Consider the following 13,418-nt stretch of genomic DNA (forward strand, 5'->3'; position numbering starts at 1 on the left):
CATGCGGCGGGCGGTGATCATCGGCACTGTCGCGGTGGTCGGCCTGGTCACGGCCATCACCACCGGGGTGCTCGCGGTGGTGAGCAACGACCAGCAGGCCGACGCGCTGCAGGCGACCTCGCTGTCGTGCAACGCGGCGCTGGGCCCGGCCTCCACCGGACCGGCGGGCAGCGGCGCGGGCGACGCGGGCAGGCTCTCCGACGAGCAGCGCGGCACGGTCGCGCTGATCATCTCCATCGGCAAGCAGCGCGGCCTCGCGCCGCGCGCGTGGCAGGTGGCGATCCAGGCGGGCATGACCGAGTCCGGTCTGCGCAGCCTGAACTACGGCGACCGCGACTCCCTGGGCATCTTCCAGATGCGCCCGTCGATGGGCTGGGGATCGCCCGCCGAGGTCACCAACCCGACCTACGCCGTCAACAAGTTCTACGACGTGCTGCTCAAGGTGCCCGGCTGGGAGAACCAGCGCCCGGGCGAGTCGGCGCAGGACGTCGAGCGGTCCGCCTTCCCCGACCGGTACCACCGGTGGGAGGCCATGGCCAGCCACCTCATCGGCGAACTCGGCCAGGTCGTCGACGCGACCGGCTGCGGCCAGGGCATGGGCCCGCTGCTGCCGCCGTCGGCCGCGGCGGGCTCGGCCATCCAGTTCGCGCTCGGCCAGCAGGGCAAGCCGTACGTGTGGGGCGCGCTGACCAACCAGCAGAACTCCTACGACTGCTCCAGCCTCATGCTGCAGGCATACCGCAACGCCGGGATCACCCTGCCGCGCACGTCCCGCGAGCAGTACCGGGCGGGCGCGCTGCTGCCGGTGGAGCAGGCCAAACCGGGCGACCTGCTGTTCTGGGCGTACGACGAACGCGATCCCCGCACCATCCATCACGTGGCGATGTACCTCGGCGACGGCAAGATCGTCGAGGCACAGCAGAGCGGCGTGCCGGTCCACATCAGGTCGGTGTCGTGGACCGAAGGCGAACTGGTCAACCAGGCCGTCCGGCCGGGCGTCTGAGGAGAACCCATGTCGATGTACCCGTCGGAGCCCCTGCCCCGGCACGTCGGTCCCCCCACGTCGAGCACCCCCATCCGCGACTTCCTCAACGCAGGTCCGCGGCCCGGCATCAGCGAGGGCTACGCGGTGCTGCCGCGCGGCCTCGCCGAGGGCATGCCGCTGCCGTGGCAGCAGGCCATGGCGCACCTGCTGCACGAGTTCCACCAGGTGTACGCGCACCTGCAGTGGCCGGAGTACCGCGTCGTGCCGTCCCGCCGCGAACGGCTGGTCGACCTCGACGAGGACCAGCTCGCCGAGGTGGGCTGCATCGTGGAGATCGACGTCGACGGCGAACTGGTCTACCGCGAACGCAATGGCAAGCGGATCGACGACCCGGAACGGCACGAGGTCCTGGTGTCGTGCCTCGACCCGATCCCCAGCCAGCACGCGAACGCCAACCAGGACACCCCGCCGCGCGGGTTTCCGGTGGTGCGGCAGCAGCCGCACTGGGGTTAAGTGGAATACATGAGCGAGCTTGCGAGCGAATCATTGATACAGGGCGCCTGCGAGCGACACCGAGTTTACGAGGGGGCGTCATGAGCGACCCGAATCCGGATCCTGGCTGGTACTACAACACCCGCACCGGGCAGGTCGAGCACGGCGAGGTCGGCCGCGCCATCGACCGCCTGGGCCCGTACCCCGACCGCGCGACCGCCGAACGCGCCTTGCAGATCGCGCGAGAACGCACCGAAGCCGCCGACAAGGCTGATAAAGCTTGGTCAGGCGACGACGACTAGTCCGCCTCCCCGAAATTTTTACGCTCGGTCGCCCTGCGAGACCACGTTGCGCTGGCGAGCGCACCGTGGTCCGGCGCCGTCACGTTCCCCTTAGGCGGCGGTTGCCGGGTGTGTGCGGCCGACACAACGACTGATTCGCCCGCTCTTGGGTAGGGTTCGGTCGTGACTTCCAGGGTGATCGGGACCGATGGCGCCGAGGTCGACTTCGGCCGGGTGCGCGAGGACTTCAGCCTGCCCAAGCAGTTCCCGGCCGCGGCGCTGGCCGAGGCCGAGCAGGCGGTGTCCGAAGGGCCGAAGGGCGACCGCGAGGACGCCACCGATCTGCCACTGATCACCATCGATCCACCAGGCGCCAAAGACCTCGACCAGGCGATGTGCATCGAACGCGTCGGGGACGGCTTCCGCGTGCACTACGCGATCGCCGACCTCGGCGCGTTCGTCGTTCCCGGCGGCGCGCTCGACACCGAGGTCCGCCGCCGCGGCCAGACGATGTACCTGCCCGACGGCAACGTGCCGCTGCACCCGACCGTGCTGTCGGAGGGCATCGCGAGCCTGCTGCCCGACCAGACCAGCCCGGCGGCGCTGTGGACGATCGACCTCGACGCCGACGGCGAGCCGACCTCGGCGACGGTCCGCCGCGCCTGGGTCCGGTCGGTCGCGCGGTTCGACTACGAGACCGTCCAGGCCGCGGTCGACCGGGGCGACCAGCACCCGTCCATCGCCGCCCTGCCCGAGTTGGGCCAGTTGCGCCGCGAGCACGCGATCAAGCGCGGTGCGGTGGAGCTGCAGCTGCCGGAGCAGGAAGTCGAGCCGGACGACAACGGCGGCTGGCGGCTCGTGCTGCGCCCCCGCACCAAGGTCGACGCGTGGAACGCCGAGATCTCGCTGCTCACCGGCATGGCCGCGGCCAAGATCATGCTGGACGCCGGGGTCGGCGTGCTGCGCACCCTGCCCGACCCCGACGACGGCGCGCTGGCCTGGCTGCGCCGGTCGGCGGACGTGCTGGGCATCGAGTGGCCGCAGGACGCCACCGCCGCCGAGGTGCTCGCGGGCCTCGACCCATCTCGGCCCGAGGCGCTGGCGCTGTTCATGGACGCCACCCGCCTGCTGCGCGGCGCGGGCTACACCGTCTTCGACGGCAAGGCCCCGGAGCTGAGCACGCACGCGGGAATCGCCGCCTCCTACGCCCACGTCACCGCGCCGCTGCGCAGGCTGGTCGACCGGTTCGGCACGGAGATCTGCCTGGCCCTGTGCGCGGGCGCCGAGGTGCCCGCGTGGGTGCGCGCGGCGCTGCCCGAGTTGCCGGACCTGATGGAAGGTTCCGACAGCCTGGCGAGCAAGGTCGACCGCGCGTGCCTCGACCAGGTCGAGGCGTGGGTCCTCAGCGACCACATCGGCCAGGAGTTCGACGCGGTCGTGCTGCGCGCGGAGGGTTCGGCGGCGGAGATCTTCATCGCCGAGCCGCCGGTCCTTGGCCGGTGTCCGGGCGAGAACATGCCGGAAGGCGGGACGATCCGGGTGCGGCTGACCGAAGCCGTGGTCGAGGAGCGTCGAGTGGAGTTCGAGCGGGTGGAGGACAAGGCGTGACGGACATCAGCGGGCTCAAGATCGGCGTGCTGGGCGGGACCGGCCCGCAGGGCCGCGGCCTGGCGCTGCGCTGGGCCAAGGCGGGGCTCACCGTGGTCATCGGTTCCCGCGCCGCCGACCGCGCCGAGGCCGCGGCCGCCGAGCTGCGCGAGCTGGCGGGCGTCACGGCGATCTCCGGTCTCGACAACGCGGGCTGCGCCGCCGCGGCCGACGTCGTGCTCGTCGCCGTGCCCTGGGACGGCCACCGCGAACTGCTGGAATCCCTGCGCGCCGAGCTGACCGGCAAGATCGTCATCGATTGCGTGAACCCGCTGGGCTTCGACAAACAGGGCCCGTTCGCGCTGCCGGTCGAGGAGGGCAGCGCGGCACAGCAGGCTTCCCTGGTGTTGCCGGAATCCCGGGTGACCGCGGCGTTCCATCACGTCTCGGCGGTGCTGCTCGCCGACCTGTCGGTGTCCGAAATGGACATCGACGTGCTGGTGCTCGGCGACGACCGCGAGGCCACCGATGTGGTCAGGGCGCTCGCCGACGCGATCCCCGGCACGCGCGGGATCTACGGCGGCAGGCTGCGCAACGCCCACCAGGTCGAGGCGTTCACCGCGAACCTCATCGCGATCAACAAACGCTACAAGGCGCACGCGGGGATCCGCGTCACCGATGTATGAGGACGACCTCGGCGAACCGGTCCCGCTGACCGGTCGGCCGTCGCGGGTCGTGAGCCTGGTGCCGTCGCTGACCGAGGCGGTGGCGGCCACCGCGCCGGAGTTGCTGATCGGTGCCACGGACTACTGCACGCATCCCGCTGACCTCGACGTGACGCGGGTCGGCGGCTCGAAGTACCCGACGGTCGACGCCGTGCTGGACCTCCGGCCCGACCTGGTGATCGCGAACTCCGAGGAGAACCGCCCGGAAGACGTCGAACGGCTGCGCGCCAACGGAGTCGCGGTTTGGGTGACGCGGGCGCCCGAGAGCGTGCCCGCCGGCCTGGCGTCGACGCGCAGGCTGCTGACGCAGGGCTTGGGCATGACCGAGCCCGACTGGCTTCCCGCCGCCGAGGCCGCCTGGCACCACGTCGAGCCGGTGTGGGCGACGGCGGTCATCCCGGTGTGGCGCAAGCCGTGGGTGGTGATCGGCCGCGACACCTTCGCAGGCGACGTCCTGCGGCGCCTGGGCGTGGCGAATGTCTACGCCGAGCACGCCGAGCGGTACCCGCGGCCTTCCTTGGCCGAGTTGAACGCGACCGCCGCGGACCTGGTCGTGCTGCCGGACGAGCCCTATGAGTTCACTGAGACAGACGGGCCGGAGGCGTTTCCGGGCAAGCGGTCCGTGCTGGTCATCGGCCGCTACCTGACTTGGTACGGCCCGTCTTTGGTCGACGCCCGCGAATCCCTGGCGTCCGCGCTCAGTCCCTGAACCCGTCCGTGGCCTCGCGCAGGGCTTCCAGGATGCCTGGGTCGGTGACCGCGTGCCCCGCGATCGGCAGCCGGATCAACGCGTCCGGCCACGCCTGCCGCAGCTCCCACGCGTTCACCGGCGGACAGACCACGTCGTAGCGGCCCTGCACGATGCGGCCGGGGATGCCCGCGAGCTTGCCCGCGTCCCGGATCAGCTGGTCGTCGTCGAGCCAGCCCGCGTTGACGAAGTAGTGCAGCGCGATCCGCGCGAACGGCACCGCGAACCCGGGCGAGGCGTACTGCGCCACGAGCGCCGGGTTCGGCACCAGCGACACCGCCGCGCCCTCCCAGTTGCTCCACGCGAGCGCCGCCCGCGCGCGCACGGCGGGGTCGGCGTCGGTGATCATCGCCTGGTAGGCGTGCAACGGGTCGGCCCCGCTGGGGACCAGCGACAGGAAGTCCTCCCACGCCTCGGGGAAGAGCGCGCCCGCGCCGCCGCGGTAGAGCCAGTCGAGTTCGCTGGGGCGCAACAGGAACACGCCGCGCAGGATGATCTCGCTGACCCGCCCGGGGTGCGTCTGGCCGTAGGCGACGGCGAGCGTGGCGCCCCACGAGCCGCCGAACAGCTGCCAGCGGTCGATGCCGAGGTGCTCGCGCAGCCGCTCCATGTCGGCGACCAGGTGCCAGGTGGTGTTGTTCGCCAGGTCGGTCGCCGGATCGCTGACGTGCGGCGTGCTGCGGCCCGAGCCGCGCTGGTCGAACAGCACGATCCGGTAGGCGGCGGGGTCGAAGTGCCTGCGCTGCATGGCGTTCGTGCCCGCACCGGGCCCGCCGTGCAGGACGACGACGGGTTTGCCCGCGGGGTTGCCGCTGACCTCCCAGTACACGTGGTGCCCGTCGCCGACGTCGAGCATGCCGGAGTCGTGCGGCTCGATCGCGGGGTACAGGACATCCATGGCGTTCACTCTGCCCTAAGCCACGGTGCCCGGAAACGGTGATCGATGAATTCAGGCCCGGCCACGGCTGCTGCCGGTGGCCGGGCCTGAGGTCTCACTAGTGGAAGACGTGCTCCGGGCCGGGGAACTCCCGGCCGCGCACGTCGGCGGCGAACTGCTCCGCGGCGTTCAACAGCACCCCGGCGACGTCGGCGTACCGCTTGACGAACCGCGGCGCCTTCGCCCGGCGCATGCCCGCCATGTCCTGCCAGACCAGCACCTGGCCGTCGCAGTCGGGACCCGCGCCGATCCCGACGGTCGGAATCTGCAGCTCGTGGGTGATCTTCTTGGCGACCTCGGCGGGCACCATCTCCATGACTACCGCGAACGCCCCGGCCTCCTGCAGCGCCAGCGCGTCGGCGACCAGCGAGTCACCCGCGTCGCCGCGGCCCTGGACGCGGTAGCCGCCCAGGTTGTGCTCGCTCTGCGGGGTGAACCCGATGTGGCCCATGACCGGGATCCCCGCGTTGGTGATCGCCTGGACGTGCGGCGCGAACGCCCGCCCGCCCTCCAGCTTCACCGCGTGCGCGAGGCCCTCCTTCATGAACCGCACCGACGTGGCCAGCGCCTGCTCGGGGGAGAGCTGGTAGGACCCGAACGGCAGGTCCGCCACCACCAGCGCGCGCTTGGCCGCCCGGGTGACCGCCGATACCAGCGGGATGAGCTGGTCGACCGTCACCGGCAGCGAGGTCTCGTAGCCGTAGACGTTGTTGGAGGCGGAGTCACCGACGAGCAGGACGGGAATCCCCGCCTCGTCGAACAGCTCGGCGGTGTACATGTCGTACGCGGTGAGCATGGGCCACGGCTCGCCGCGCTCCTTCATCTCACGCAGATGGTGGATCCGGACCCGCTTGGCAGGCTTCCCGCCTTGCCGTGCGGTGGCACCCGTCCCGTAGGGGGCAGACACTTCGGCGTTGTCGGACATCGCTGTCGACCGTCCTTCCCTCGAGGCCCGCTTCGTCGCAGGTCCCCGGGTATATGCGGATGGCTTACCCGCAAAGCGTGACACCCCCGATCACCCCCGGCGACCCGATGCGACGTGCCTCACACGAGACAGACACGACACTGGAAGGCGGTGCACCGAGCAGCGCTTCGCGGTTAGCGGGTGCCTTCTCGCCACGCGTTGGTGATGGGGAGGCGGCGGTCGCGGCCGAAGGCCTTGAAGCTGATCTTCGTGCCCGGCGGGTACTGCCTGCGCTTGTACTCCGCCCTGTCGACCATCCGCAGCACCCGGTCGATCAGTTCCGGCGCGAAACCGGCCGCGACCAGGTCGTCATACCCGCGATCGCCCTCGACATAGTCGTCCAGCACGTCGTCCAGCAGCTCGTAGTCCGGCAGCGAGTCGCTGTCCATCTGGCCGGGTCGCAGTTCGGCCGATGGCGGCTTGACGATCGAGTTCTCCGGGATCGGCGGCACCTCGCCGAGCTTCTCGGCTTCGGCGTTGCGCCACTTCGCGAGGTCCCAGACCAGCGTCTTCGGCACGTCCTTGATCGGGGCGAAGCCGCCGACCGCGTCGCCGTAGATGGTCGAGTAGCCCACCGCCAGCTCGGTCTTGTTGCCGGTCGCCAGGACCAGGTGGCCGTGCTGGTTGGACAGGCCCATCAGCGTCACGCCGCGGCAGCGGGCCTGGACGTTCTCCTCGGCCAGTCCCGTCAGCCCGAGCTGGTCGACGAACTGGGCGACCATGCCCGCGATCGGCTGCTCCGAGTAGTGCAGCCCGGTCCGCTCCGCGAGGTCCGCCGCGTCGGACTTCGAGTGGTCCGACGAGTACACCGAAGGCATCGACACGCCGTAGACCGCGTCGGCGCCCAGCGCGTCGACCGACAGGGCCGCGCACACCGCCGAGTCGATCCCGCCGGACAGGCCCATGATCACCGACCGGAACCCGTTCTTCTGCGTGTAGTCCCGCAGCCCCGTGACCAGCGCCGACCACACCTCCGCCTCGTCGGGCAGCGGCTCGGCGACGCCGGGGGAGTGCAGGGGCTCGTAGGCGGGCACCGGGTCGTCGGACAGCGTCAGCCGCCGGACCGTGAAGTCCTCGACCACCGTCACGTCCGTGCGCGACGCGCCGCCCGGGAGGTCCAGGTCGACCACCATCAGGTGCTCGACGAACTGCGGCGCCCGCGCCACCAGCGTCCCGTCGACCCCGACCACGATCGAGTCGCCGTCGAAGACCAAGTCGTCCTGCCCGCCCACTTGATTGACGTACACCAGCGGCGCCCCCGCCTCCCGCGCGCGGCGGGCGACCAGGGGCAGCCGGACGTCGTCCTTGCTCCGCTCGTACGGCGAGGCGTTGGGGGACACGACCAGGTCGACCCCGGCCCGGCCGAGCCCGGCGATCGGGCCGCCCTCCTGCCAGATGTCCTCGCAGATCGCCATGCCGACCTCGAGCCCGCGCACGCGGACGATGTCGAGCGTGTTGCCCGCCTTGAAGTACCGGCGCTCGTCGAACACGCCGTAGTTGGGCAGGTGGTGCTTGAACTGCCGCGCCACCACCGCGCCCCCGTGCAGCACCGCCGCCGCGTTGCGCGGACCGACCTCATCGATGTCCAGGTAGCCCACCCACACCGGGACGTCGCCGCACCCGGCCTCCGCCAGCGCGACGGCCACCCCGTCCAGCGCCGCCCGGGACGCGTGCCCGAACGACCCGCGCATGGCCAGGTCCTCCACCGGATAGCCGGTGAGCACCATCTCCGGGAACACCACCAGGTGCGCCCCGGCCTCGACAGCCTTGCGCGTCCACTCCACGACCAGGGCCGAGTTGCCCGCCAGGTCCCCGACAGTGGGGTTGACCTGCGCTGATGCGATCCGTAGCTGCGGCATACCGACATCCTCCACCATGTTTTCGCCCCTGAGGCGAAAATGTGACGGGAGTCAGACTAGCCCCTCGCGGCCTTCACTTTCTTGATGGCCGCCCGGACCCGCTGCAATGCCTGCTCCGCATCGGAATCGAACGGATTGTCATGCACGAGGTACGTCCACGTCGACGTGGGACGCCGGAGCCCGGCCGCGGCCAGGTCGATGCCGTCGGCGGTGATCTCGGCTTCCTCGAAGGTCTCGCCCGCCCGCTCGCCGATCTCCTTCATGATGCCCTTGAACTCGCCGATCGCCGCGCGGTGGAACTCGTCGATCGGGGTCTCCCTGGCCAGGGCGCGCAAGTGGATGGTCTCCCGCACGTCCGACAGGAACGCCAGGTGGTGGGTCCAGCGGTCGTCCAGGTGGTACAGCAGGATCTGCCGCGCGACCTTGCCCAGCACCTCGTCGTCGACGTCGAGCGCGGCCCACCGGTCCGGGCAGCGTTCCTTGAGCTGCTCGGCCGCCAGGTCCGTGCGCAGCACGTCGTCGCGGTAGGCCAGGACCAGGCCGCGCTGGTGCTCGATCAGCCGGGTGTACCGCCACGTGTTGCGGTGGATGTCGAGGTGCACGCCCTCGGCCACGCGCTGGGCGTGCTCGATGAACCGCTGGGCGGTGGCGTCGTCGAGCCTGCCGTCGTCGTCCGGGTCGGACCCGGCCGCGGCGTCCGGCGCGTACTGCGTGACCAGCTCGTCGGCCAGGCTGGCGTACACGACCGACCCGCCGGGGTCGCCCTGCCGCCCCGACCGGCCGCGCAGCTGGTTGTCGAGCCTGCTGCTGGAGTAGTGCCCGGTGGCGATCACGTACAGCCCGCCGAGCTCGGCGACCTTGTCGTGGTCGTCCTCGTCGCCGCCCGCGCCGCCCAGCCGGATGTCGGTGCCGCGGCCCGCCATCTGGGTGGACACCGTCACCGCCGCGTGCGCGCCGGCGTCGGCCACGATCGCGGCCTCCTCGGCGTCGTTCTTCGCGTTCAGCACGACCGACGACACGCCCGCCTCGGCCAGCTTCTCCGCGACGCGCTCGGACTCGGCGACGTCGAGGGTGCCGACCAGGATCGGGCGGCCCGTCTCGTGCACCTTGACGATCTCGGCGACCAGCGCGGCTTCCTTGTGGTCGACCGTGTCGTAGATCCGGTCCTTCTCGTCCTCGCGCACGCACGGCTTGTTCGGCGGGATCACCGACACCTTGAGGTCGTAGAACTCGCGCAGCTGCTCGGAGACCGCCGTCGCCGTGCCCGTCATGCCGCAGACCTGCTGGTAGCGGCCGATCAGGCCCTGCACGGAGATCGAGTCGAGCACCTCGCCGGACTCGGTCGGGTCGAGCCGCTCCTTGGCCTCCACCGCCGCCTGCAGCCCGTCCGGCCAGCGCTGCAGCAGCGCGATCCGGCCGCGCGAGGTGTTGATCAGGTGGACCTTGCCGTCGCGCACGATGTAGTCGACGTCGCGCTGGAGCAGGGCGTGGGCGTGCAGCGCGGCGTTGACCGCGGCGAGGCGGTCGCTGTGGTCGCCGGAGTACAGGTCGATGTCGCCGAGCGCCTTCTCCACCGACTTGGCGCCGCGCGCGGTCAGCCAGGCGTTGCGGTTGTCCTCGTCGCGCTCGTAGTCGCGGCCGGGGCGCAGCGCGCGCACGATCGCGGCGACCTCGGGGTCGCCCTTGGCGTCGTCGGTCGAGCCCGCCATGACCAGCGGCACCCTTGCCTCGTCGACCAGCACCGAGTCGGCCTCATCGATCAGCGCGACGTCGGGGTCGCGGTGGACCAGGTCGTCGACGTCGGTGCACAGCCGGTCGCGCAGCACGTCGAAGCCGATCTCGCTGACCGCGCCGTAGGTGACGTCCTTGCCGTAGGCGGCGCGGCGCTCGTCGGGCGTCGACTCCTGGTCGACCCAGCCGACGGACACGCCGAGCAGTCCGTACACCGGTGCCATCCACTCGGCGTCGCGGCGGGCCAGGTAGTCGTTGACCGACATGACGTGCACGGACCGGCCCTGCAGCGCGTATCCGGCGGCGGCCAGCGCGCCCGCGAGCGTCTTGCCCTCGCCGGTGCCCATCTCGACCACGCGTCCGTGCAGCAGCTCCATCGCGCCGACCAGCTGCATGTCGTACGGCCGCTGGTCCAGCCCGCGGCGGGCGGCCTCGCGGCCCAGCGCGCACAGCTCGACCATGCCTTGCGCGTCGAGCCCGCCGAGCGCCTTCTCCCGCAGCTCACCGGCCGCCTCGGTCAGCTCGGCGTCGGACAGCTTCTTGACCCGCTCCTCGCGCCACTCGATCGAGGTCAGCACTTCGCCGTACTTCTTGAGGTCGACCGTCGCGGGGCGCTCCAGCAGACGCTGGAACCGGCCCTTGACCCGTGTCAGGAACGCAGCCACGCTCGTCGGCCACCTCTCGCTCAGTACCGCTGTTGTCGCCATTGTCGACCCTGCCACCTAACGGCGAAGTGTGGCGGATGAGTTCCCGGCTGACACACTGGTCAGGTGCCTCGTCGTTGGTTGGTGTCGGTCGCCCTCGTGACCTTGGTAAGCGCGTGCACCGTTCAGGTGACCGGGACCCCCGTGACGGGGGAGACCGAGACCCTCGGCCCGAAGGGCGCCGTGCCCGCGGGGCTGGAGCGGTTCTACAGCCAGGCCCTGACCTGGCGCGACTGCCGTGCGCTGGCCCACGACGACGAGAGCAAACGCGCGTTCGCCACCCGCGACGTGCGCTGCGCGACGATCAGCGTGCCGCTCGACTACGCCAAGCCCGACGGTCGGACGGTGTCGCTGGGGCTGCTGCGCAAGCAGGCCACCGGCACCAAGATCGGCTCGCTGCTGATCAACCCGGGCGGCCCCGGCGTGTCCGGGATGAGCGCCGCGGCGACGATCGCGGGCCAGATCAAAGGCACCGAACTGGCCGAGAAGTTCGACCTCGTGGGCTTCGACCCGCGCGGCATCGGCGTCAGCGAACCGCGGATCGTCTGCCTGACCGACCCGGAGATGGACGCCGACCGGGTCGAGCCGGACAACGCGACCGTCGCCGACGAGGAGGCGGAGAACAAGGACTTCGCCGCCAAGTGCACCGAGCGCAGCGGCGGCGCCGACGTGCTGGCCAACGTCGGCACCCGCGAGGTCGCCCGCGACATGGACGTCATGCGGTCCGTGCTGGGCGACGAGAAGCTGAACTACGTCGGCTACTCCTACGGCACCCGGATCGGCACGGCCTACGCCGAGGCGTTCCCGGCGAACGTGCGCGCGCTGGTCCTCGACGGCGCGGTCGACCCGAACGAGGACCCGGTCACCCAATCGATAGAACAGGTCAAGGGCTTCGACAAGGCGCTCGACGACTTCTTCGCGTGGTGCGCCGACAAGCGGTCGTGCACGGTCAAGGACCGGCAGACGCTGCGCGGGCTGCTGGAGGGGCTGGAGGCGAAGCCGATTGCCGTCGGGACCCGCAAGCTGTCCCAGTCCGACGCGACGACCGCCGTCGCCGCCGCGCTCTACAGCGACGAGGCGTGGACGTTCCTCGCGGGCGCGCTCGCCGAGCTCGCGCAGGGCACGGGCGAGCAGCTCATGACCCTGGCCGACCTCTACCTGGGCCGCGGCGAGGACGGAAAGTACTCCGGCACGATGGCCGCGCTCGTCGCGGTCCGCTGTGTCGACGAGCCCCGGCTGACCGACCGCGGGCAGGTCGAGGAGGCCACCCGCAAGATCATCGAGGGCACCAAGGACTCGTTCATGGCAGCGACCGACCCGCCGCTGGCCGCACTGGACCCGTGCGCGTTCTGGCCCGCGCCGAACACCAGCACCCCGCACCAGCCCAAGGTCGACGGCCTCCCGCCGGTCATGGTCATCTCCACCACTGGCGACCCGGCCACGCCGTACCAGGCCGGGGTCAACCTGGCCAAGGCGATCGGCGGCAGGCTGGTGACCTACGAGGCCACCCAGCACACCGTGTTCATGCAGGGCGACGCCTGCGTCGACAAGCTGGGCACGCGCTACCTCGTCGACCTGCAGCTGCCGACCGACGGGACGCGCTGCCGGGGCTGAGTCAGGCGGGCATCCGCTGGTAGACGTGCGTCTGCGCGGCCTCGCGGTAGCCCATCCGGTGGTACCAGCCGCGCGGCCAGTCGGTGGCCTCGGCGATCAGGTACCAGAGGTCGCAGCCCGCCGCGTGTGAGCGGTGCAGGGCCTCGGCGACCAGGGCGCGCGCGTAGCCCTTACCGCGGTGCTCCTGGCGGGTCACGATGTTCTCGAACTGGGCGAGGCCGTCGGCGATGTAGAGCTCGCCGCGGGCCACGATGTCGTCGCCGTCGAGCACACCGAGGAAGGTGACGTCGGCGCCCCTGCCGTAGAGCTGGACCCGGTCGGCGAGTTGCACGATCGCGTCCTCGCTGTCGTTGGGGAACTCGGTGCGCCAGTCGTGGATCAACGAGGAGCGCATCCGCTCGAACGGGACCGGTCGGACCAGGTCCGGGCCGCGCGGGGGCAGCTCGCCGCTGTGGATCATCGTGATGATCCGCTCGTGCACCCCGTAGTCCGCCGCTTGGAACGCGGGTTCGGCCGCGATGCCCTGCGCGTCGTCGGTGAAGTGCACGAGGCGGTGGCCATGGCCGTGTCCGCCGAGGATCTCGTCGGCGGCGGCCACCACCGCGGCCGGGTCGACGTCGGCGGTGACGACGAGCCGGTTGTGGTGCCATGAGGCCGGGTAGTCGCGCTGGAGCAGCGCGTGGCCCCAGCCCAGTTCGACCACCTCGGTGGCCTGGGCCCGGGCGAACCGGTCCTCGAAGGCGTCGATCCGGCGCAGCGCCGCTTCGATATCCATGGGCACATCATCGCGC

Annotated in this window: 12 protein-coding genes; 7 read left to right on the top strand and 5 right to left on the bottom strand. The window is 71.3% G+C overall.

Annotated features, from left to right (window positions below):
• Position 1: 1 nt before the first annotated feature.
• From ACSHT8_RS28380 to ACSHT8_RS28405, 6 genes are all read left to right on the top strand, one after another.
• Positions 2 to 1,003 (top strand): C40 family peptidase, encoded by a 1,002-nt coding sequence (locus ACSHT8_RS28380; protein WP_436494098.1) that lies wholly within the window; start codon positions 2 to 4, stop codon positions 1,001 to 1,003.
• Between the two features lie 9 nt (positions 1,004 to 1,012).
• Positions 1,013 to 1,498 (top strand): hypothetical protein, encoded by a 486-nt coding sequence (locus ACSHT8_RS28385; protein ID WP_436494100.1) that lies wholly within the window; start codon positions 1,013 to 1,015, stop codon positions 1,496 to 1,498.
• 80 nt (positions 1,499 to 1,578) lie between these two features.
• Positions 1,579 to 1,779: a hypothetical protein gene (locus ACSHT8_RS28390; RefSeq protein WP_436494102.1), complete on the top strand. Its 201-nt coding sequence runs from the start codon at positions 1,579 to 1,581 to the stop codon at positions 1,777 to 1,779.
• A 174-nt stretch (positions 1,780 to 1,953) separates the two neighbouring features.
• On the top strand, positions 1,954 to 3,366 hold the full coding sequence (locus tag ACSHT8_RS28395) for an RNB domain-containing ribonuclease (protein ID WP_436502210.1): 1,413 nt from the start codon (positions 1,954 to 1,956) through the stop codon (positions 3,364 to 3,366).
• Positions 3,363 to 4,031 carry an NADPH-dependent F420 reductase gene (npdG, locus tag ACSHT8_RS28400; protein ID WP_436494104.1) on the top strand — a complete coding sequence of 223 codons (669 nt, stop codon included), beginning with the start codon at positions 3,363 to 3,365 and terminating at the stop codon, positions 4,029 to 4,031. Before ACSHT8_RS28395 ends, npdG begins: the two co-directional genes overlap by 4 nt.
• Positions 4,024 to 4,779: a helical backbone metal receptor gene (locus tag ACSHT8_RS28405; RefSeq protein WP_436494106.1), complete on the top strand. Its 756-nt coding sequence runs from the start codon at positions 4,024 to 4,026 to the stop codon at positions 4,777 to 4,779. Before npdG ends, ACSHT8_RS28405 begins: the two co-directional genes overlap by 8 nt.
• Here the strand turns inward: ACSHT8_RS28405 and pip are convergent.
• From pip to secA2, 4 genes are all read right to left on the bottom strand, one after another.
• Positions 4,769 to 5,716: a prolyl aminopeptidase gene (pip, locus tag ACSHT8_RS28410; protein WP_436494107.1), complete on the bottom strand. Its 948-nt coding sequence runs from the start codon at positions 5,714 to 5,716 to the stop codon at positions 4,769 to 4,771. The two genes, ACSHT8_RS28405 and pip, sit on opposite strands and share 11 nt — an antisense overlap.
• 97 nt (positions 5,717 to 5,813) lie before the next feature.
• Positions 5,814 to 6,680, bottom strand: coding sequence for a 3-methyl-2-oxobutanoate hydroxymethyltransferase (panB, locus tag ACSHT8_RS28415; RefSeq protein ID WP_436494109.1), 867 nt, complete (start codon positions 6,678 to 6,680; stop codon positions 5,814 to 5,816).
• A 173-nt stretch (positions 6,681 to 6,853) separates the two neighbouring features.
• Positions 6,854 to 8,578: an NAD+ synthase gene (locus tag ACSHT8_RS28420; protein WP_436494111.1), complete on the bottom strand. Its 1,725-nt coding sequence runs from the start codon at positions 8,576 to 8,578 to the stop codon at positions 6,854 to 6,856.
• A 56-nt stretch (positions 8,579 to 8,634) separates the two neighbouring features.
• The gene (gene secA2 / locus ACSHT8_RS28425; protein WP_436494113.1) at positions 8,635 to 10,974 is read right to left on the bottom strand and encodes an accessory Sec system translocase SecA2; all 2,340 of its coding nucleotides are present in this window, start codon (positions 10,972 to 10,974) and stop codon (positions 8,635 to 8,637) included.
• 168 nt (positions 10,975 to 11,142) lie between these two features.
• Between secA2 and ACSHT8_RS28430 the strand changes: the two genes are divergently transcribed.
• Positions 11,143 to 12,627 (top strand): alpha/beta hydrolase, encoded by a 1,485-nt coding sequence (locus ACSHT8_RS28430; RefSeq protein WP_436494115.1) that lies wholly within the window; start codon positions 11,143 to 11,145, stop codon positions 12,625 to 12,627.
• 1 nt (position 12,628) lies between these two features.
• On the opposite strand, the gene ACSHT8_RS28435 is transcribed toward ACSHT8_RS28430, so the two are convergent.
• A complete protein-coding gene (locus ACSHT8_RS28435; protein WP_436494117.1) occupies positions 12,629 to 13,402 on the bottom strand; it encodes a GNAT family N-acetyltransferase in 774 nt (257 codons plus the stop codon).
• Positions 13,403 to 13,418: the final 16 nt, after the last annotated feature.

The sequence above is a fragment of the Actinokineospora sp. HUAS TT18 genome (genome assembly GCF_051364635.1).
Lineage (GTDB): Bacteria > Actinomycetota > Actinomycetes > Mycobacteriales > Pseudonocardiaceae > Actinokineospora.

Coding starts and splice junctions, on each gene's coding strand:
- ACSHT8_RS28385 (WP_436494100.1), top strand. CDS start 1,013: ATGTCGATGTACCCGTCGGAGCCCCTGCCCCGGCACGTCGGTCCCCCC.
- ACSHT8_RS28435 (WP_436494117.1), bottom strand. CDS start 13,402: ATGGATATCGAAGCGGCGCTGCGCCGGATCGACGCCTTCGAGGACCGG.
- panB (WP_436494109.1), bottom strand. CDS start 6,680: ATGTCCGACAACGCCGAAGTGTCTGCCCCCTACGGGACGGGTGCCACC.
- ACSHT8_RS28420 (WP_436494111.1), bottom strand. CDS start 8,578: ATGCCGCAGCTACGGATCGCATCAGCGCAGGTCAACCCCACTGTCGGG.
- ACSHT8_RS28380 (WP_436494098.1), top strand. CDS start 2: ATGCGGCGGGCGGTGATCATCGGCACTGTCGCGGTGGTCGGCCTGGTC.
- ACSHT8_RS28390 (WP_436494102.1), top strand. CDS start 1,579: ATGAGCGACCCGAATCCGGATCCTGGCTGGTACTACAACACCCGCACC.
- pip (WP_436494107.1), bottom strand. CDS start 5,716: ATGGATGTCCTGTACCCCGCGATCGAGCCGCACGACTCCGGCATGCTC.
- ACSHT8_RS28405 (WP_436494106.1), top strand. CDS start 4,024: ATGTATGAGGACGACCTCGGCGAACCGGTCCCGCTGACCGGTCGGCCG.